Genomic DNA, 17,902 nt, shown 5'->3' with positions numbered 1-17,902 from the left:
TGGAAAACAGCGGTTTGGGTACCGGGGAGGGAGAGAGATGGGGCATTTGCCCCACCCCTGGGGCAAATGCCCGCACGGCACGGTGCCGCGACCCACGGCGCAGGCTTGGGGAGGAGCCGGTCTATGGTTCCTTGCGGCCGATATCGGCCAGTGCGCGTTGCGCGCACGGAGGCATCGGTTTGCGCTGCTGCCGGTTGCGTGCCCCTGCGGGAACCAATACAACCCCACAATCGCCATAGGAGTAGGTTCTGAGTTCACGGCTGCCGCTGAATGCCATGGCCCCGGCGGTGGCGTCGGCCAGCGGAGCCAGGTACACCGACCGCGGAGGTCCGATATGACATCCGTCATCCGCATCCTGATCTGGGGGCTCCTGGCCGGGTCGCTGGCCGGTCCGGCGCTGGCACAGGACGGACGTTTCGAAAGCGAGCGCGAGCGCATGGTCGCCACCCAGGTCGAGGCGCGTGACATCCGGCATCCCGCGACTCTCGAGGCATTGCGCCGGGTGCCGCGTCACCTGTTCGTGCCGGAGGATCGGCGCCGCCATGCCTACCAGGATCGGCCGGTTCCGATCGGCTATGGCCAGACGATTTCGCAGCCCTTCCTGGTGGCCTACATGACGGCACTGCTCAAGCCGCAGCCAGGGATGCGTGTGCTGGAAATCGGGACGGGTTCCGGGTACCAGGCAGCGGTGCTCGCGGAGATCCTTGACGAGGTGTTTACCGTCGAGATCATCGGCGAACTGGCGCAATGGGGTGAAGCCAACCTGCGACGGGTGGGATACGGGCACGTCCGGGTGAAACACGGCGACGGCTACCACGGCTGGGACGAGCACGCACCGTTCGACGCGATCGTCGTCACCGCTGCGGCCGACCACGTTCCGCCGCCGCTGCTCGATCAGCTGCGTCAAGGTGGCCGCATGGTCATCCCGGTGGGCTCGCCGTTTCGTACCCAGACGTTGATGCTGATCACGCGCGACGGCGACCGCACCGTGAGCGAGAGCCTGCTGCCGGTGCGCTTCGTCCCGCTGACACGCCGACAGCCGTGACGGCGGAGGTGGGGCAGACTTGGCGCAGGTCATGAGCCCCGCTCCCCGCTTCGTGTCCTGGTCCGTCGCGCTGGCGTCGGCGGCCGTGATTGCGTTCCAGCTGGTGGTGATGCAGCTACTCGCGGTGTCGCAGTGGCATCACTTCGCCTACATGGTGATCTCCACCGCCCTGCTGGGCTTCGGCGCCGCGGGGACGACGCTGGTACTGCTGCGCGAGCCGTTGAAACGCCACTACGCCACAGCACTGCCGCTGCTGTATGTCGCCACCGCGGTGACGATGGCCGCGACCGTCTGGCTCTCGGGCGTGTTCGGCGACTTCGACACGTTTCTGCTGTTCTTCGAGCCCGGGCAGGTAGGCCTGTTGGTGTTCCTGTATCTGGTCTACGCGCTGCCCTTCTTCTTTGCCGGGCTGGCGATCACGCTGGTCTTCTATCGGGAAGTGGAACGCATCGGCTGGCTCTATTTCGCGAACATGGCGGGATCGGGTGCCGGCGCGGTACTGGTGCTGGGGCTGCTGTGGGCACTGCCGCCGGAACGGCTTTCGGCGGTGCTGGCTTTGGCGCCGCTGCTGGCCGCGTGGATCACGCGACCGCGGTCGGTCCCGAAGGCGGCGGCCGTGGCAGTCGCCTCGGCTGCGCTGCTGGTGCCGCTGATCGGCCTCGTGAACCCGGCAGGGCCGCAGCCCTCGGAGTACAAGCCGATCCACGCCGCGCTGCTGCTGCCCGGCGCCGAGGTCATCCACAGCGCATCGAGCCCCTACGGCCTGCTGCAGGTCGTGCGCGCCGACGCGCAGCGCTTCGCGCCTTCGCTGAGCCTGCAATACCGCGACGAGCCCCCGGTGCGCGACGTGATGTTCAACAACGGCGAGTACTACGGCACGCTGCTCGGCCGCGCCGGGACCGGCGGGGTGTATCTGCTCGACCACACCACCCGTGGGCTGTCCTACGCGGTGCGCGACCCGGAATCGGTGCTGGTGCTCGAGGCTGGCGCGGGCGAGGACGTGGCTCATGCCCTGGGTCACGGCGCGGCAACGATCACCGCGGTCGAGCCGCATCGCCAGGCGAACCGCCTGCTGCGTGATCGGTACCCGGAGTGGATCGATTCGATCTACCGTGACCCGGCGGTGACGCTGCAGGGGACCACCGTGCGCAGCTACCTCGCCCGGCGCGTGGCGCAGGACTACGACCTGATCGTGCTGCCCACGCTCGGCGCGTTTGGTGGTACCTCGGGTGTGTATGCGCTGCGCGAGCAGTACGGGCTGACGCTGGAGGCCTTTCTCGCCATGTGGGACGCACTGGGCGAGCGGGGCATGATCGCGGTCACGGTCTGGCAGGACGAGCCCCCACGCAAACCCCTGCGGCTGCTCGCGACCTGGCGCACGCTGCTGGAGCGGGAGGGCATCGGGCACGCGCCGGCGCACGTGGCGGCAGTGCGCAGTTGGGGTACGACCACCTATCTGCTGAGCCGGACCGCGTTCTCGGCCACCGAGCGCGGGCATATCCGCGAATTCGCACAAAACCTGGCATTCGACCTTCTGCTGCTGGAGGACGTGCAGTCCGGCGAGCGCGATCGATTCAACCGGCTGCCCGATCGCTCCTTTCTGGAACACGTCGATATCCTGCTGCACGGCGACCCGGCAGCGTTGTTCGACAACTACCTGTTCGACATCGGTCCGGCCACCGACGACCGCCCCTTCTTCGGCCAGTTCATCCGCCTGTCCGGCATTCTCGAACTGCAGGCGATCTACGGTACCCGGGAGCTGCCGTACATGGAACTCGGGCTGGTGCTGGCCGCGGTGACCCTTCTCCAGATCGTGCTCGCCGCGGTGATCCTGATCGTGCTCCCCCTGTTCCGGGTCGGCTGGCAGGGCACCCGCCGGCGGTGGACCTTGCTGTACTTCTCCGCCACCGGCATCGGCTTCATGTTCTTCGAGATCGTGCTGATCCAGAAGCTGGTGCTCTATCTGGGGCAGCCGGTCTACGCCACCGCCGCGGTGTTGGGCACGCTGCTCGTCTGCTCCGGGGTCGGCAGCCTGTTGTCGTCACGTATCGCGGCGACCCGGCGCAACCTCGTGGTCACCGGCGTAGCGATCGCCGGGCTGATCCTGGTCTACGCGCATGGGCTGATGCCGGTGCTCGAGCTGTCGATGAGCGCGCCGATGACGGCGAGGGCCGTTGTCGTGTTCCTGCTGCTCGCGCCGCCGGCCGTGCTGATGGGCATGATGTTTCCCTTTGGCCTGCGCCGCCTTGCGGGCAGCGACGAAACCCACATCCCCTGGGCCTGTGGCATCGACAGCTGCCTGTCGGTCTCCGCCACCGCGCTGGCCACGCTGATCGCGCTGGGCACGGGTTTGGCCTTCGTGATGCAGGGAGCGGCGGTCGCCTACCTGGTGGTCGCGCTGGCCAGTCTGCGCCTGGGCCGGGCGTTATGACCGCGGCAACGCGCGGCAGCAACGTGCCGCAATCCTGCGGATGACGACAGCCGGCGCATCCGCCGGATCTTCCTTGACTTCGAGGTCAAGCCGTTCGACTGTAAGCGATTGCTCCGGATCTCGCGGTGAAGCGGTCTGGCCGAACAGGACGCTTCACTCTACACCAGGGCCAGCGATCGACTGACACCACCACTCGCCGACGGGGAACTGTCGCCCGGCACATGCGGCCGTCTTGCAGCAGCCCATGATTCGAAGTCTGATCTACGACACGCTGATCCTCAGGCTCACCTCTTGCTGGTACGCCGAGGTGTTGAGGCGCGTTCCTGAGGGTGCCGCGCTGCTGGACGTCGGTATCGGCACGGCGGGTGCGCTGCTGGCGAATGCCGATCGGGTGAAGCGGAAATGCCTGCGCGTGACCGGTATCGACACCGATGGCGATTACATCGACCGTGCGCGGCGCAGGCTTCGGAAATCCCCGCTGGCCGATCGCGTCGGGGTTCGGCTCGAATCCGTCTACGATCACCAGGGCGGACCTTATGACGCTGTGTATTTCTCCGCAAGCTTCATGCTCCTGCCCGAACCCGAACGGGCGCTGCGGCATTGCCGTGCGCTGCTGAATCCGGGCGGACGCATCTTCTTCACCCAGACCATCCAGCAACAGCGTGTCCGCTGGATGGAAATCCTCAAGCCGATGCTGAAACGTGTCACGAGCATCGATTTCGGCCGTGTGACCTACGAAGACGAGTTCAAGGCGCAGGTCCGCGCCGCCGGCCTTGAAGTCGAGGAGTTCACCATCCTGGCACGCCACGGGAGTCGGGCCTCGTGCATTGCCGTGGCAATGCCTGCGAATCGGCATCGAGAGTAGGAATAGAGTCGCCCGAGCGTGAAAGCCACAACGTTCTTGCAGTTCGTATGGCTGGTGGAGCGGAGGAGCGCAGCGCCATCCGGCTTTCGGCACTTGCGCTGACCCGGCGCCCACCGCAACCCCGGGGCCAGGATGCTACGAGGGGGAACTGGCGCCGCCCGTGCCGAGCATTCGGTGTGCGAGTTCCGCGTCCACCGGGGCGTAGTGCAGTGGCTCCATCGTGAATAGGGCCCGCCCCTGGCTGGCCGAGCGCAGGGCGGAGGCGAAACCGAACATCTCGGCCAGCGGTACATGCCCGCGCACGGCCTCAGCGCCGCCGGGACCCGCTTCCAGTCCCACGACATCGCAGCGGCGCGCGGCGAGCAGTGCCATCACGTCGCCCAGATATTCCTCCGGCACCAGCACCTCGAGCTGTCCGATCGGCTCGAGCAGGACTGGTGCGCCCTGGCGCAGGCCCTCTTCGAAGGCCACGCGTGCCGCGGTGCGAAAGGCGAGATCGGTCGAGTCCACGTCATGATGGGAGCCATCGAGCAGCCGCACCTGCACGTCGGTGACCGGGTACCCTGCCAGCGCCCCCGCCTGGGCTGCATCGTGCACGCCGCGTTCGATCGCCGGCAGGAACTGCTTGGGTATCGCGCCGCCGCTGATCGCGCTCTCGAATACGATGCCCGAGCCGTGCGGCCCCGGCGCGAGGGCCAGGATCACGTGTCCGTACTGTCCGTGGCCGCCGGTCTGGTGGATGTGCCGACCCTCGACGTGCGGAACCTCGCGGCCGATCGTCTCCTTGTGCGCCACGCGCGGCCGGCCGACGTTGACACCGACATGGAACTCGCTGCGTACCCGCTCGAGCAGTACCTCCAGGTGCAGTTCGCCCATGCCCGCCACCAGCATCTGGGCGGTGGCCTCGTCGTGGCGCACGCGGAACGTGGGATCCTCTTCGGCCAGCGTGTGCAGGGCGGTCGCGAGTGCGTCCTGGTCGGCCGCGCCGCGCGGCTCGACCGCGACCCAGACGACCGGCTCGGGGAAGGCGATGGTCTCGAGCAGCACCGGGTGCTCGGGGGCGCAGAGCGTGTCGCCGGTCCGTGTTCCCTTGCTGCCGAGCATCGCGGCGATGTCGCCGGCACCGATTTCCTCGATGTCCTCGCGCTGGTCGGCGTACATTCGCACCAGTCTGCCCACACGCTCGCGGCGCGCGCTCCGGGCGTTGTGCACGGTCATGCCGGTGCGCAGGCAGCCCGAATAAACACGCACATACGTCAGCCGTCCGGAATAGGGGTCGGCCGCGACCTTGAACGCCAGCGCGGTCAGCGGTTCCTTCGCGTCGGGTTGGCGCTCGACCTTCTGGTCTGTGCGCGGGTCCACGCCGTGCACCGGGCCGATGTCCAGCGGCGAAGGCAAAAGGTCGACCACCGCATCGAGCAGGGGCTGAACGCCCTTGTTGCGCAGCGCCGACCCGCAGAGGACCGGAAACAGCCGCAGATCCAGCGTCGCCCGGCGCAGCGCCGCGAGCAGTTGCTCGGGTTCCGGTTCCACGCCATCGACATACGCAGCGAGCAGCGCGTCGTCGTTCTCGGCAATCCGCTCGATCAGCTCGGCGCGGGCGGTGGCCGCGGGTTCACGAAGCGCGGATGGGATCGCATCGTACTCGCGCCGGGCGCCCAGCTCGTCGGCCCAGCGCACGGCCCGCATGGACAGCAGGTCGACGACCCCCTCGAACGAGGATTCGGCACCGATTGGAAGCTGAAGCACGGCGGGCTCGGCACCCAGACGCTCGCGCAGGGAGGCGACGGCACGATCGAAGTCCGCGCCGATGCGGTCCATCTTGTTCACGAAGCAAATCCGCGGCACGCGGTACTGGTCGGCCTGGCGCCAGACCGTCTCGCTCTGCGGCTCGACGCCCTGGACCGCGTCCAGAACCACGATGCCGCCGTCCAGTACGCGCAGCGCACGCTGGACCTCGGCGGTGAAGTCGATATGCCCCGGGGTGTCGATCAGATTGATGCGGTGGTCGCGCCACTCCGACGAGACGGCGGCCGAGACGATGGTGATGCCGCGTGCCCGTTCCTGGTCCATCCAGTCGGTGATGGCGGTGCCGGCATCGACCGAGCCGAGCGCGCGCGTGCGCCCCGTGTAATACAGAACGCGCTCGGTCGTCGTCGTCTTGCCCGCATCGATGTGCGCGATGATGCCGATGTTGCGCAGCTGCGCGAGGATGGGTTCGTGGGCGCTCATGGATTCGCTGCCGGGTCCGGGTTGGAGTTGCGCACGCCGCTGCGCGCTTGCAAGAGAATATAGCGGGAATCCGGCCCGTGGATGCGACCGCAGGGATCCACGCCTCGCGTGGAACGATCGCCAGATGTGGCATTGCCGCAGGTGCAGGCCGGGACGCCGGTCGCGATCCCGTTCTTGATCCCGGCGTCACGATGCCCTGCAGGGGGATACGCATTGCGCCAGTTGTTGTGCCGACGCAACAGGTACGGTCAGCCGGCTACTCGTGATCCGCGTGACCGGTTTGGCGCATCGAGTGGTATGCGGCGCCGGAGCGGAAATAGTCGGGGGGGCCATGCCGGAAGTGGTTGACCCGGAGCGGTTCCTGTTCGTCGGCCCAGGCCGGGCGCAGGTGCACGGTGTAGCGGTCGGAGCGCGCGATCAGGTGCTCGTCGGGTTCGGCTTCCGGGCTCATGAACATCTCGCTGCGGAAGTGGGCGTGCAGGTAGCCTGGAAAGAGCTTGCGGTACTCGGCATCCGGCGGCACATCGAGCAAGTACTGCTGGGTGATGCGCAGGTGATCGCGCAGGTTGACTACCATCCCCGGCAGCAGCCCATCCGGGCCCGGGATGTGTTCCAGCGGCAGTTCGCGCCAGCGGTAACCGACTTGGATGTAGGCACTCACGTTGGGTACGAGCAGGTAGAGGTCGTTCTCGTCGGATACGTTTTCCATCCAGAGGGTCACTTCGTAGCGGCCGTCCGGGCGGAGCCGGATGTCTTCAACGTCGGCGCGCACCATCACGAAGGCCATGCGGTTCAGCCAGGCGATCCGGGCCTGCTGACGTTCGATCAGCACCTGCTGGTAATGACCGGCGCCATAATCCAGTGCGATCAGCGCGATGGTGATCCCGACGAGCCATACGAGGATCCGGCGCCCCGCTGCCCTGCCGCCCCGGCGCCGGGGAATGACCGCTTTGTTCTGCTGCATCGCGTTCTCCGTCGTTGGAAAAGGCGATCTCGCCGCCTTCGGGAGCGCGCGCATGCATATGCAGCGGCCACGGGTCAGGCAGGTTCGGGATCAGGCGGTTTCCAGCAATGCGTGTGCCAGCTTTGAGGAAGCCGTCACCGCGGGATCCCGAGGGTGGCAGGATCCGGACGGCGGGTTCGGCCCGATTCGAAACGGAACGGGCCAACCCGTCCGGGGAACGGCACGTGCCGTTCTGAAACGGTCCGGAACGCCGTGCTACGCGCCGATCAGGTGCAGGACGATACGGCGTTCGTTCGGCGCGCGACGGTGTTCGAACAGGAAGATGCCCTGCCAGGTGCCGAGCGCGGGAGCCCCCGAGGTGACGGGGAGGCTGAGCTGGGTCTGGGTCAGCGCGCCCCGGATGTGGGCCGGCATGTCGTCCGGCCCTTCGGAACGGTGCCGGAAGGCGATCCCGGACTCGGGTACCAGGCGCGCGAAAAAGTCCTCCAGATCGCTGCGGACGTCCGGATCTGCGTTCTCCTGGATCAGCAGGCTCGCGGAGGTGTGCTGCACGAACAGCGTCAGCAGTCCTTCCCGGATGCCCGTGGCGCGTACCCAGCGCCGCACCTCGTCGGTGCACTCGTACAACCCCTGGCCGGAGCTGCGGACCAGGAGGATGTGACTTTGCTGTCGCATGGCTGTCTCCACCGCGGTGCGCCGCGGGCCGACCACGATGCGGATACCGGTGCTGTCCCGGATCCGCCGCGATTGTTGCTCTGGCGGCGTGAGGGTAGCCGGAAAATGAGTGGCTGCCAACGCGACTCGGGTGAATCAGCCTTGATGCACCGGTGCCGCATCGTGGTCCGGGGGTGGATCAATCCGGCCTACAGAAACCAAAGCCGGCCCAGAATGTCTATCAGACGAAGCTCTTGGTATCATCGGACGCTTCGCACTGTTCTCACGCTTGGCGGAATCACAATGCTGCAATCCATTCGCGACAAGGCGACCGGCTGGCTCGCCTACGTCATCATTGGCCTGATCGCCATCCCGTTCGCCCTCTGGGGCCTTGGCGAGTATTTCGGTGGTGCCGGCCCGCTGGTCGCCGCGGAAGTAAACAAAACGGAAATCCCCGTGCGCCTTGTGCACCAGGAGGCGCGGGCCCAGCGCGACCAGATCGCGCGCATGTTCGGCGGCGACGTTCCCGCCGACCTGTTCGACGAGCGCGCGATCCGCAATGCCGCGCTGGAGGCGCTGATCCAGCGGGAACTGCTGCGGCAGGCGGCCGAGGAAGCAGGGTTCCGCGCCTCGGCAACCGGCGTGGTACGGGAGATCCAGGCGATCCCGCAATTCCGCGACAACGGCCGGTTCAGTCCGGAGCGCTACCAGGCCGTGCTCCAGGCACAGCGGATGTCGCCCGGTGAGTTCGAGCGTGACGTGGCGCACCAGATCGTGTTGGCCCAGGTGCAGCAGGCGGTCGAGGCGAGCGGAGACCTGCCGATGAGCACGGTCCGGGAGTTCGCGCAACTGCGCAACCAGGTGCGCGTCGCGAGCTGGCGCATCCTCGAGGCCGACGCGTTCGACCGGCCGGAGGTCGTCGACGACGCGGCGATCGAATCCTATTACCGGGAAAACCCGGAACGGTTCACGACCGAGGAGCAGTTGCAGGTGGCCTACCTGCGACTCGACCCCGTGGCACTGGAGGCGGGCATAGCCGTTACCGAACAGGAGATCCGCGATCACTACGAGGTGAATGCGCAGCGCTATGCCGAGCCGGAATTGCGCCGCGTTCGGCAGGTGCTGATCGAACGGGACACCGAGGATGCGGAGGCGCGGATTCGCGAACTGCGGGAACGGCTCGACCAGGGCGAGGATTTTTCCGACCTGGCCCGGGAGCATTCCCAGGACCGCCTGTCCGCCGATCGGGGCGGGGACATCGGCCAGGTTGCGCGCGGCGACCTCGATTCGGTGCTCGAGACGGTGATCTTCTCGCTGCCCGCCGGGCTGGTGAGCCAGCCGGTGCAGACCCGGCTGGGTTGGCACGTGGTGGAAGTGACGGAGATACAGCCGTCGCGGCCGCGTCCGTTCGGCGAGGTGCGCGACGAGGTCGAGCGCGACCTGCGTGACCGTCGCGCCGAGCAGCGTCAGATCCGTGTGCTGGATGACCTGCTCGCCCAGTCCTTCGAATATCCCGACAGCCTGGGGCCTGCTTCCCGCGCGACCGGCCTCGAGATGCGCACCACCGACTGGTTCACGCGCGGCGAAGGCGGCGGGGTCGCCCGGTTCCCTGGCGTGCGCGAAGCGGCGTTCAGTACCGCCGTGCGCGTCGATGGCCGCAACAGCGAGGCGGTAGATCTGCCGGATGGCAGCACGCTCGTGCTGCGATTGCAGGAGCGCCAGGAGCCGCGGGTGCTGTCGCTCGACGAGGTCGCCGGCGAGATTCGCGAGTTGTTGCGCCGGGACGCGGCTGCGCAGGCCGCGCGCGAAACCGGCGAGTCGATCCTCGCGACACTCGAGGCCGGTGATGCCACGGTCGCCTCGCTGGCCGAGGAAGCTCCGGGGGCCTGGGTCCGGTCCATTCCGGTGAATCGGACCACGGGTCCCGAGGTCGAGGACGTGGAGATGCCGCCGTCCTTGGCACGGCACCTGTTCCAGATGGCGGCGCCGGTAGAGGACAGCGCGCGGCACGAGGGCGTGCGGCTGCCCGACGGCGATTTCGCGGTGCTGGTGTTGGAGTCGGTCGAGACGCTGGAACTGGATGCGGTCGCCGAAGAACTCGCACGGGTCGCCGACGACTTGCAGATCGCCTACGCCGGCGCCGAGTTTCGGGCTTACCTCGATTGGCTCGAGTCCGAGGCGAAGGTGCGCCGCTACCTCGAGAACCTGGAGTGACAGAAGCGGCGCCCGGTGGCCCGGGCGCCGCCTGAACCCCGGGGCGTGTGGTGGCGCCTAGTCGAGGCCGGCCTCGCCCGGACCCAGCCCGAGGATGTTGTAACCGGAATCCACGTACATCACCTCGCCGGTGATTCCCGCGGCCAGGTCCGAACACAGGAACGCGCCCGCGTTGCCCACCTGCTCGATCGTCACATTGCGCCTGAGCGGGGCGTTGTTCTCCACGTGGTCCAGGATGCGCCGGAAATCACCGATGCCGGCGGCGGCCAGTGTGCGGATCGGGCCTGCCGACACCGCGTTGACCCGCGTCGATTCCGGCCCCAGCGTGTACGCGAGATAGCGGACATTGGCCTCGAGGCTGGCCTTGGCGAGACCCATCACGTTGTAGCTGGGCATCGCGCGCACGGCGCCCAGGTAGCTCAGGGTGAGGATCGACGCATTGCGGTCGTTCATCATGCCGCGTCCCGCCTTGGCGAGGGCCGCGAGGCTGTAGGAACTGACATCGTGCGCGATGCGGAAGCCGTCGCGCGTGATGTTGTCGAGGAAGTCGCCCTCGAGCTGTTCCTTGGGCGCGAACGCCACTGAATGCACCAGGATGTCGAGGCCGTCCCAGTAGTCGTCCAGGCGTTCGAAGACCTGCTCGATCTCCTGGTCGCTCTCGACATTGCAGGGCACCAGGATGTCCGAGTCGAAGGTGGCGACCAGCTTCTCGACGCGCTCGCGCAGGCGTTCGTTCTGGTAGGTGAAGGCCAGTTCCGCGCCTTCGCGGCGCATGGCCTCGGCGATGCCGTAGGCAATGGAACGATTGCTCGCGACACCGACGATCAGCGCGCGCTTACCCTTCAGGAACCCCATCTAACCCTCCTCGTTTGTCTGGTCGGCGTTGTACCCGGGTGACCACGCCGCGCGGTGGTTGCAGCGGGAACCGGCAACGCGGCACGATTCGCCGCGCAGCCGGAACGCTGAAGGCCGACAGCGATCATACCGATGTGGCCGTTGTGCGACCACCGGTGTGCGGCGCAGTGATACGGATGCTGATGGCACCCGGGATCATGCGACACGGAGAACCGAGTGAGCCGTCATCTCGGATGGATCATCCGTCTGATCGTCCTCGCTGTACTGCTGCTCCTGGTGATGGAGCAGGTCGACCGGCAGTGGGAACGCCTGACCGTGCTGATGCGTGAGCAGTCGCAGGACATGCGCGCACTGCGGACCGGCATGCAGCGCCTGGAACACGAGCTCAACGTCGCGGGGTTGACCGTACCCGGTCCGTGGATTCGACCGCCACCCCCATAAGGCTTGCGGCGGTGGGCGTGTCGCGGTTCCCGCGCCGGATCAGCGGAGCACGCGGTCGATGACGTCCACGATGACCCGCGTGTAGGCGTCGACCAGCACCGCGTCGGTGCCCGCCAGGTACCAATCGTATCCCGGGTAGTACGGCAGGTCACGGGCCAGCGGGCCCCCGACGCGGTGCGCAAGCCCCGGTGGCAGCGGCTTGCCGCGCGCGAGGTTCTTGCGAATGCCGGGCGGCAGCGCGGCGCCCCGGACCGCCTGGTGATGCCCGAAGATCTGCCGGATCGCATCGTGGTAGATGTCCGGCCCCGGTTGCTGCTGCATCGGGCCGCCACCTCCCCGCACCCCGTGGGCCGGGGCATGCGCGGGAGGTTGTGCGAGCACGGACGCCGAGACCAGAAGAAGGGCGGGAAGCAAATACAGGCTGCGCATCGTGGCTCTCCCTGTGTTTCGGTTCCGGACAGAATACGCGCCGTGTTTGAACGGTGACCGAACTCTGCCCACGGTACGGGAATGGAATGCCGATGGCTGCGCCGGAACCGGCGTGCCTGCGTCGGTCGCCCGAACGCCGGGGCCGGACCGGCCCGGCCCGGATGCCGCCTCAGCCGTCGGTCAAGAGGTTCGCGGCGACATACAGAGTCAGGGTGTCGCCGGCGCGGATCTGGTAGCCGTTCAGCGAGTTCCAGCGCTGCACGTCGCTGATCTCGACCTGGAAACGGCGCGAGATCGCGTTCAGCGAGTCGCCGGGCCGGATGCGGTATTGCATGCGCTGCGTGCTGGCACTGCTGACGGTCTCGGCCACCGCAGGCAGGCGCAGTACCTGGCCAGGCTGCAGGACCGCATCGGCGCCCAGCCCGTTGTGCTCGCGCAGTGCGACGACGCTGACCGCATGCCCCCGGGCGATGCCCCAGAGGCTGTCACCGGCCTGGACGGTGTACTTGCGGGGGGCGGAGATTGCGCGCGCGGGAACGGTGACCGAGTTCGTGGCGTGGCCGGAGGCCGGAATACGCAGCGTCTGGCCGACGCGGATCAGATCGCCGTTCAGCCGGTTCTGGCCGCGCAACTCGGCCACCGAGAGGCCGTGGCGCTGCGCGATCTGCCCGAGCGTGTCGCCCGGGCGAACCTGGTAGTCGGTGTAGCGCACCAGCGGATGATCGGCACCGCGCTGGCGCAGCGCCGTCTGCAGCCGTTGCGCGGCGGGTGCCGGCAGCAGGAGATGCTGCGCGGCATGGGGGTGGGTGATGCTGCGGCGGTAACCCGGATTCAGCGTAAGCACCTCGCGCGCCTCGATCCGTGCAAGCTCGGCAACGTACTCCAGGTCTGCCTGCCGGCCGAGCTCCACGGGTTCCAGGTAGGGGCGGTTGGCGATCACCGGCAGCGTCACGTTGTGGCGGGACGGCTGCTCGAACAGCGCTCGCAGCGCGAGCAGCCGCGGCACGTAGGACATCGCCTCGCTCGACAGCCGAAGGCTCCAGTAATCCGTCGGCTGGCCGGCCGCGGTGTTTGCCGCGATGGCACGGGCAACATTACCCTGACCGAAGTTGTACGCCGCCAGCGCCAGGTACCAGTCGCCGAAGCGCGCATGCAGGCGTTCCAGGTAATCCAGTGCCGCATGGGTCGACTGGTACACGTCCCGGCGGCCGTCGTACCAGTCGTCCTGGATGAGTCCGAAATGCTCGCCGGTGCTGGGAATGAACTGCCAGATTCCGGCCGCGCGTCCGCTGGAGGTGGCCTCGGCTGCGTAGCCGCTCTCGACGATTGGCAGCAACAGCAGCTCGCCGGGGAGTCCTCGGCGTTCGATTTCGGTCAGGATGAAATGAGCGAAGGGTTTGGCGCGTGCCGAAGAGACGGCGATGATGTTCGGATTGCTGCGGTAGTGTTCGACGTAGTGCAGGACCCGCGGATCGTCCAGGTGCTCGGTGAACTCGAACGAGATCCGGGCCCGGGACCAGATGTCGGGAGCGTCCTCGGGGCGCAGTGCGGTTCGGCGCAGCGCGCGGCTGGCGTCGCGTGACAGGCTCGGTCCCCGGCGCGCCGAAGCCGCGGGCTCCCCGCCGACGGTTTCGCCCGCGGTCTCGGTGGCCGCGCCGGCTTTGGCGGAATCGTGTAGGCTGCAGCCGGTCGCGAACAGCACGGCGCCGGCAACGACGATGGAGACAGGAAGAAGTCGAGTTATCATGGACCTGAAGCATAGTCCAGAGAAGAGATTTCACCAAGCTTCTTGTGCCGATTGTCTGCGCGGCTGGTACGCTGGGCCACAGGGGCGCCGGGTACGGGAGGCGCTCGGCCGCGAGATTCGGCAGCGGCGCCCGCTGCACTTCGGCGATTCGCTGCTGGAACTGGCCCCGGTCGAGCTGGTGCACGGCGAGTGGGCGCGCATGGCCTGGATCCTGCGGATTGGATCGGAGCAGGCGCCGCTACGTACGGAGATCGACCGCCTGCCACTTTCCGGCAAGTCCTTCGAATGCGTGGTGCTGGCACATGCGGGCCATTTGACCGAAGACGTCGAGCCGTTGGTGATGGAGGCGGCTCGGGTACTGGCGCCGGAGGGCTACCTGTTCCTGCTCGACACCACCGCCTGCGCAGACTCCGGGCAGTCCCGCTGGTCGCCGGCGCTACCGGCGGGTCTGTGGCGCCGGCAGTACCTCCGGCGGCTCGAGAGCGCGGGTCTTCGGGTACGTCGGCAACAGGCGCTGAGCGTATTGCCGGCGGGCCTGCCCGGCAGCTGGCTGCGTCTGCTCGGGAGGGGCGACGTACTGGCCGCGCCTTGGCTGCCGCTGCTGGGCAGCTGCGTGCTGACGATCGCGCAACGCCGTGAAACCATCCCCCTGACGCCACGTGCGCGCTGGCGCCGGGCGCGCATGCCGGTCCGTGCCGCGGGAAGCTCGCAATGGGCGTGAACGGCGACATTGTGTACGTCTTCACCGATGGCGCCTGCCGCGGAAACCCGGGTCCGGGTGGTTGGGGTGCGGTGCTTCGTTACCGTGGTCAGGAGCGCGAGCTGCGCGGCGCCGAGCCCGAGACGACGAACAACCGGATGGAAATGACCGCCGCGATCGAAGCGCTCGAGACGCTGACCCGCACCTGCCGGGTCGAACTGCTGACCGATTCGCAATACCTGAAGCAGGGGATCACCACCTGGCTTCCGGGCTGGAAACGCCGGGGCTGGCGTGCGGCCAGCGGGAAACCGGTCAAGAACCAGGACCTCTGGCTTCGGCTCGATGCGCTGGCCGCGCGGCACGAGATCGACTGGTTCTGGGTGCGCGGCCATACCGGGCACCCGGAGAACGAGCGTGCGGACCAGCTGGCAAACCAGGCCATCGACGAGATGCTGGCGGCGCAGCGGCTGCGTGGCTGACCCGGCCGATACCAGCGGCAGCGAACGAGGAAGAGACTGATGCGGCAGATCGTACTCGACACCGAGACCACGGGGCTTGATCCCGCGAGCGGACACCGGATCATCGAGATCGGGTGCCTGGAGGTCGTGAACCGGCGCGTGACCGGTGAACGGCTGCACGAATACCTGCAGCCGGACCGCGAGATTGACCCGGGTGCGGTCGAAGTGCACGGAATCACCAACGAGTTCCTGCGCGATAAGCCGCGATTCGGCGATGTGGTGGACCGTTTCCTGGAGTTCGTCGACGGCGCGGAACTGGTGATCCACAACGCGCCGTTCGACCTGGGCTTCATCAACCACGAGCTGAAGCTGGCCGGAGCGGGGGTACCGCGCATCGAACAGATCTGCACGGTACTGGACACGCTGGTGCTTGCCCGGCAGATGCACCCCGGAACCCGTAATTCCCTGGACGCACTGTGCCGGCGCTACCAGGTCGATGCGTCGGGCCGGGTACTGCACGGGGCGGTGCTCGACGCGGAACTGCTCGCCGAGGTCTATCTCGCGATGACCGGGGGGCAGGTGGCGCTGGGGCTGGATCAGGCGGGTCCGGACACGGCCGCGGCATCGACACCGCAGCGCGCCCGCCGGTCGCAGGCACGGTTGCCGGTAATCGAACCGGGTCCGGAGGAACTCGCGGCCCACGCGGAACTGGTCGCTCTGCTGGAGAAATCGTCGGGGGAGGCCTCAACCTGGCGGCAGATCAGCGACTGAGGGTGCCGGAAACCGCCTGCTGGTTGCCACGGCGCGCGGCCAATTCCGGTCCTCCAGAATGCGTGGGCCAGAGGCGGCCGAAGGTTGTCATCCGCCGTTCCCACGGCCGGGGTTGCCTCTGGCGACAGGAGTGCCGAGCAGCGGATGACGCTGCACTGTTGTGTGTACAGCCTCTTTTCGCCGGGAACTCGGGCCCTTTCAGTTTCCGATGCCTGCGGCAGCGCGCCTGGCCATGTCCCGGTGGAGTTCATGCCCACTGCGCCGGCATCTTGGGTAGCATGCGCGCATGGAACCCCTGATCGAAGTCTTTGCGCCCGACCCCGGCGCGCTGCGGGACGCCGGGCGGCTCGGTCTGCACCCGCTGGCGGCCCGCGTGCTGGCCAATCGCGCGAGCCGCGCCGGGGTCGCGCCCGACTGGCTGTTGGATCTCTCCCTGCGTTCGCTGGATCCCCCCGACGGGCTACCCGACATCGAGGTGGCCGCGAGACGGGTTGCGCGCGCGGTGACGGACCGGGAGGTCGTCGCGCTGGTGACCGACGCCGATTCCGATGGGGTCAACGCCAGCGCGGTGCTCACCCGCGCCCTGGTCCATCATTTCGGTCATCCGGCCGACCGGGTGCGGCACTACATCGGCCTGAAGCTGACCGAGGGCTACGGGCTGTCCGATTCAGTCTGCGACCGCATCCTGGAATCCACTTCCCGCCCGGGGCTGGTAATCACCGCGGATATCGGGTCGTCGGACGGCCCCCGGATTGCCCGCCTGGCCGCGGCAGGGATCGACGTGGTCGTCACCGATCATCACGGCATCCCCCCGCAGGGCGGTCCGGACGCGGCGCTGGCGTTCGTCAATCCCCAGCGCCCGGACTCGCGCTACCCGGATCCGCTGATCGCCGGGGTCATGGTGGCCTGGCTGCTGCTCTGGGCGACGCGCCGGCAGCTGATCGCCGGCGGTCAACTGCGCGCCGACAGTCCGAGTCTGCGCGAGCTTTTCGGCTGGGTGGCCACCGGCACCGTGGCGGACGTGGTCTCACTGGCCCGCAGCCGCAACAACCGCATCGTGGTGCGCGCGGGTATCGATCAGATCGAGGCCGGAACCTACCCCTGCTGGCGAGCGCTGCGCCCGCATCTGGGTGACGCGAGCAAGCCGCTCGACGCTTCGGACCTTGCGTTCGGAATCGGCCCGCGGCTGAATGCGGCCGGGCGCCTGCACGACGCGATGGCCGGAGTGCGGTTCCTGCTCGCTCCGGACGACGCGAGCGCGGCGGATGGTGTGGCGGTGCTGAACCGGACCAACGAGGCCCGCAGGGAGATCGAGAAACGCCTGACCGCCGAGGCAATGGAAGTGGCGCGGGAACAGGCTCTGCAGGGGCGGTGCGCACTGGTGGTCTTTCTCACCGACGGCCATGCGGGCGTGCAGGGCATCGTGGCTTCGCGGATCATGCAGGCTTTCGGGCGCCCCGGCGTGTGCCTGTCGGCTCGCAGCGATGCGCCCGCGGTGCTGGCCGGATCCTGCAGGAGCATCGAAGGCCTGCCGATGCTCGAGACGTTGCAGGCCCTCGCGCACACCGATCCGGAGCTGTTCCTGGGCTACGGGGGGCATGCCGGAGCCGCGGGTCTGACCCTTCGGCACGAACGGCTCGCGGACTTCGAGGCGGCGTTCGAGGGCGAGGTGTCGCGGCGGCTGCGTGGCCAGGTGCTGCGGCCACGGATCCTGGTCGATGCCGACGTACCCCCCGATGGCCTCGACTGGGAACTGCTGGACGGGCTGGCTGCGATCGGCCCCTACGGCCGGGAGTTTTCCGAGCCGGTGTTCCGGTCGCGATTCAACGTGCTCGAGGCCCGGGAGGTGGGGGCTTCCGGCGGGCATTGGCGGTTGGCCCTGCGGCACGGCGGTGCGCGTGTAGATGGCATCTGGTTCGGTGCCGGCCGGGACGCTCCGGTTCGGCCTGGGGAGGACGTGCAGCTCGTGTTCACGCCCGAAGCAAACTGGTGGCGAGGGCAGCGCCGGATCCAAGTCCGTGCCCTCGCGTGCGACCCGGCGCCGTCCTATGTTGCGCCATCTTTATTATGCGCACCGGCGTAATAAAGCCCGGGCC

Annotated in this window: 15 protein-coding genes; 9 read left to right on the top strand and 6 right to left on the bottom strand. The window is 68.0% G+C overall.

Going from position 1 to position 17,902, the window contains the following annotated elements; genetic code table 11:
- Nucleotides 1-334: 334 nt before the first annotated feature.
- The 3 genes from TVNIR_RS12945 (at nucleotide 335) to TVNIR_RS12935 (ending at nucleotide 4,341) form a co-directional block, all read left to right on the top strand.
- Nucleotides 335-1,045: a protein-L-isoaspartate(D-aspartate) O-methyltransferase gene (locus TVNIR_RS12945; protein ID WP_015259488.1), complete on the top strand. Its 711-nt coding sequence runs from the start codon at nucleotides 335-337 to the stop codon at nucleotides 1,043-1,045.
- 31 nt (nucleotides 1,046-1,076) lie between these two features.
- Nucleotides 1,077-3,476, top strand: coding sequence for a spermidine synthase family protein (locus TVNIR_RS12940; RefSeq protein ID WP_083499460.1), 2,400 nt, complete (start codon nucleotides 1,077-1,079; stop codon nucleotides 3,474-3,476).
- Nucleotides 3,477-3,723: 247 nt separating this feature from the next.
- Entirely contained in the window at nucleotides 3,724-4,341 is a 618-nt protein-coding gene (locus TVNIR_RS12935) for a class I SAM-dependent methyltransferase (protein WP_211263201.1), read from the top strand.
- A 135-nt stretch (nucleotides 4,342-4,476) separates the two neighbouring features.
- On the opposite strand, the gene fusA is transcribed toward TVNIR_RS12935, so the two are convergent.
- The 3 genes from fusA to TVNIR_RS12920 all read right to left on the bottom strand — a co-directional run bounded on the left by fusA (nucleotide 4,477) and on the right by TVNIR_RS12920 (nucleotide 8,212).
- Complete coding sequence (fusA, locus tag TVNIR_RS12930; protein ID WP_015259485.1) at nucleotides 4,477-6,573, bottom strand: elongation factor G; 2,097 nt, start codon at nucleotides 6,571-6,573, stop codon at nucleotides 4,477-4,479.
- Nucleotides 6,574-6,829: 256 nt separating this feature from the next.
- On the bottom strand, nucleotides 6,830-7,537 hold the full coding sequence (locus tag TVNIR_RS12925; RefSeq protein ID WP_015259483.1) for a hypothetical protein: 708 nt from the start codon (nucleotides 7,535-7,537) through the stop codon (nucleotides 6,830-6,832).
- A 255-nt stretch (nucleotides 7,538-7,792) separates the two neighbouring features.
- Nucleotides 7,793-8,212: a secondary thiamine-phosphate synthase enzyme YjbQ gene (locus TVNIR_RS12920; RefSeq protein WP_015259481.1), complete on the bottom strand. Its 420-nt coding sequence runs from the start codon at nucleotides 8,210-8,212 to the stop codon at nucleotides 7,793-7,795.
- 282 nt (nucleotides 8,213-8,494) lie between these two features.
- Between TVNIR_RS12920 and TVNIR_RS12915 the strand changes: the two genes are divergently transcribed.
- Entirely contained in the window at nucleotides 8,495-10,405 is a 1,911-nt protein-coding gene (locus TVNIR_RS12915; RefSeq protein WP_015259480.1) for a SurA N-terminal domain-containing protein, read from the top strand.
- Between the two features lie 57 nt (nucleotides 10,406-10,462).
- On the opposite strand, the gene TVNIR_RS12910 is transcribed toward TVNIR_RS12915, so the two are convergent.
- Complete coding sequence (locus TVNIR_RS12910; protein ID WP_015259478.1) at nucleotides 10,463-11,260, bottom strand: enoyl-ACP reductase FabI; 798 nt, start codon at nucleotides 11,258-11,260, stop codon at nucleotides 10,463-10,465.
- Nucleotides 11,261-11,476: 216 nt separating this feature from the next.
- Here TVNIR_RS12910 and TVNIR_RS12905 point away from each other — a divergent pair, with 216 nt between their 5' ends.
- Complete coding sequence (locus TVNIR_RS12905; RefSeq protein WP_015259477.1) at nucleotides 11,477-11,701, top strand: hypothetical protein; 225 nt, start codon at nucleotides 11,477-11,479, stop codon at nucleotides 11,699-11,701.
- 39 nt (nucleotides 11,702-11,740) lie between these two features.
- Here the strand turns inward: TVNIR_RS12905 and TVNIR_RS12900 are convergent, their stop codons facing one another.
- Nucleotides 11,741-12,022, bottom strand: coding sequence for an anti-virulence regulator CigR family protein (locus TVNIR_RS12900; RefSeq protein ID WP_015259476.1), 282 nt, complete (start codon nucleotides 12,020-12,022; stop codon nucleotides 11,741-11,743).
- 277 nt (nucleotides 12,023-12,299) lie between these two features.
- Nucleotides 12,300-13,877, bottom strand: coding sequence for a LysM peptidoglycan-binding domain-containing protein (locus TVNIR_RS12895; protein ID WP_015259474.1), 1,578 nt, complete (start codon nucleotides 13,875-13,877; stop codon nucleotides 12,300-12,302).
- Here TVNIR_RS12895 and TVNIR_RS12890 point away from each other — a divergent pair.
- The 4 genes from TVNIR_RS12890 to TVNIR_RS12875 all read left to right on the top strand — a co-directional run bounded on the left by TVNIR_RS12890 (nucleotide 13,876) and on the right by TVNIR_RS12875 (nucleotide 17,889).
- Entirely contained in the window at nucleotides 13,876-14,598 is a 723-nt protein-coding gene (locus TVNIR_RS12890; protein ID WP_015259475.1) for a methyltransferase domain-containing protein, read from the top strand. The two genes, TVNIR_RS12895 and TVNIR_RS12890, sit on opposite strands and share 2 nt — an antisense overlap.
- Nucleotides 14,589-15,056 (top strand): ribonuclease HI, encoded by a 468-nt coding sequence (gene rnhA, locus TVNIR_RS12885; RefSeq protein WP_015259473.1) that lies wholly within the window; start codon nucleotides 14,589-14,591, stop codon nucleotides 15,054-15,056. The genes TVNIR_RS12890 and rnhA overlap by 10 nt, the downstream gene beginning before the upstream one ends.
- Nucleotides 15,057-15,095: 39 nt before the next feature.
- Nucleotides 15,096-15,806 (top strand): DNA polymerase III subunit epsilon, encoded by a 711-nt coding sequence (gene dnaQ, locus TVNIR_RS12880; protein WP_015259472.1) that lies wholly within the window; start codon nucleotides 15,096-15,098, stop codon nucleotides 15,804-15,806.
- Between the two features lie 286 nt (nucleotides 15,807-16,092).
- Nucleotides 16,093-17,889, top strand: coding sequence for a single-stranded-DNA-specific exonuclease RecJ (locus tag TVNIR_RS12875; protein ID WP_015259471.1), 1,797 nt, complete (start codon nucleotides 16,093-16,095; stop codon nucleotides 17,887-17,889).
- The last annotated feature ends 13 nt before the right edge of the window (nucleotides 17,890-17,902 follow it).

It is taken from the genome of Thioalkalivibrio nitratireducens DSM 14787 (genome assembly GCF_000321415.2).
GTDB classification, from domain to species: Bacteria; Pseudomonadota; Gammaproteobacteria; order Ectothiorhodospirales; family Ectothiorhodospiraceae; genus Thioalkalivibrio; species Thioalkalivibrio nitratireducens.
This window is presented reverse-complemented; position numbering and strand designations above follow the sequence as displayed.

Bases quoted from the DNA above. Each gene is read 5' to 3' on its own strand.
- fusA (WP_015259485.1), bottom strand. From the start codon at position 6,573: ATGAGCGCCCACGAACCCATCCTCGCGCAGCTGCGCAACATCGGCATC.
- TVNIR_RS12895 (WP_015259474.1), bottom strand. From the start codon at position 13,877: ATGATAACTCGACTTCTTCCTGTCTCCATCGTCGTTGCCGGCGCCGTG.
- TVNIR_RS12910 (WP_015259478.1), bottom strand. From the start codon at position 11,260: ATGGGGTTCCTGAAGGGTAAGCGCGCGCTGATCGTCGGTGTCGCGAGC.
- rnhA (WP_015259473.1), top strand. From the start codon at position 14,589: ATGGGCGTGAACGGCGACATTGTGTACGTCTTCACCGATGGCGCCTGC.
- TVNIR_RS12900 (WP_015259476.1), bottom strand. From the start codon at position 12,022: ATGCAGCAGCAACCGGGGCCGGACATCTACCACGATGCGATCCGGCAG.
- TVNIR_RS12915 (WP_015259480.1), top strand. From the start codon at position 8,495: ATGCTGCAATCCATTCGCGACAAGGCGACCGGCTGGCTCGCCTACGTC.
- TVNIR_RS12940 (WP_083499460.1), top strand. From the start codon at position 1,077: ATGAGCCCCGCTCCCCGCTTCGTGTCCTGGTCCGTCGCGCTGGCGTCG.
- TVNIR_RS12920 (WP_015259481.1), bottom strand. From the start codon at position 8,212: ATGCGACAGCAAAGTCACATCCTCCTGGTCCGCAGCTCCGGCCAGGGG.
- dnaQ (WP_015259472.1), top strand. From the start codon at position 15,096: ATGCGGCAGATCGTACTCGACACCGAGACCACGGGGCTTGATCCCGCG.
- TVNIR_RS12875 (WP_015259471.1), top strand. From the start codon at position 16,093: ATGGAACCCCTGATCGAAGTCTTTGCGCCCGACCCCGGCGCGCTGCGG.
- TVNIR_RS12890 (WP_015259475.1), top strand. From the start codon at position 13,876: ATGGACCTGAAGCATAGTCCAGAGAAGAGATTTCACCAAGCTTCTTGT.
- TVNIR_RS12925 (WP_015259483.1), bottom strand. From the start codon at position 7,537: ATGCAGCAGAACAAAGCGGTCATTCCCCGGCGCCGGGGCGGCAGGGCA.
- TVNIR_RS12945 (WP_015259488.1), top strand. From the start codon at position 335: ATGACATCCGTCATCCGCATCCTGATCTGGGGGCTCCTGGCCGGGTCG.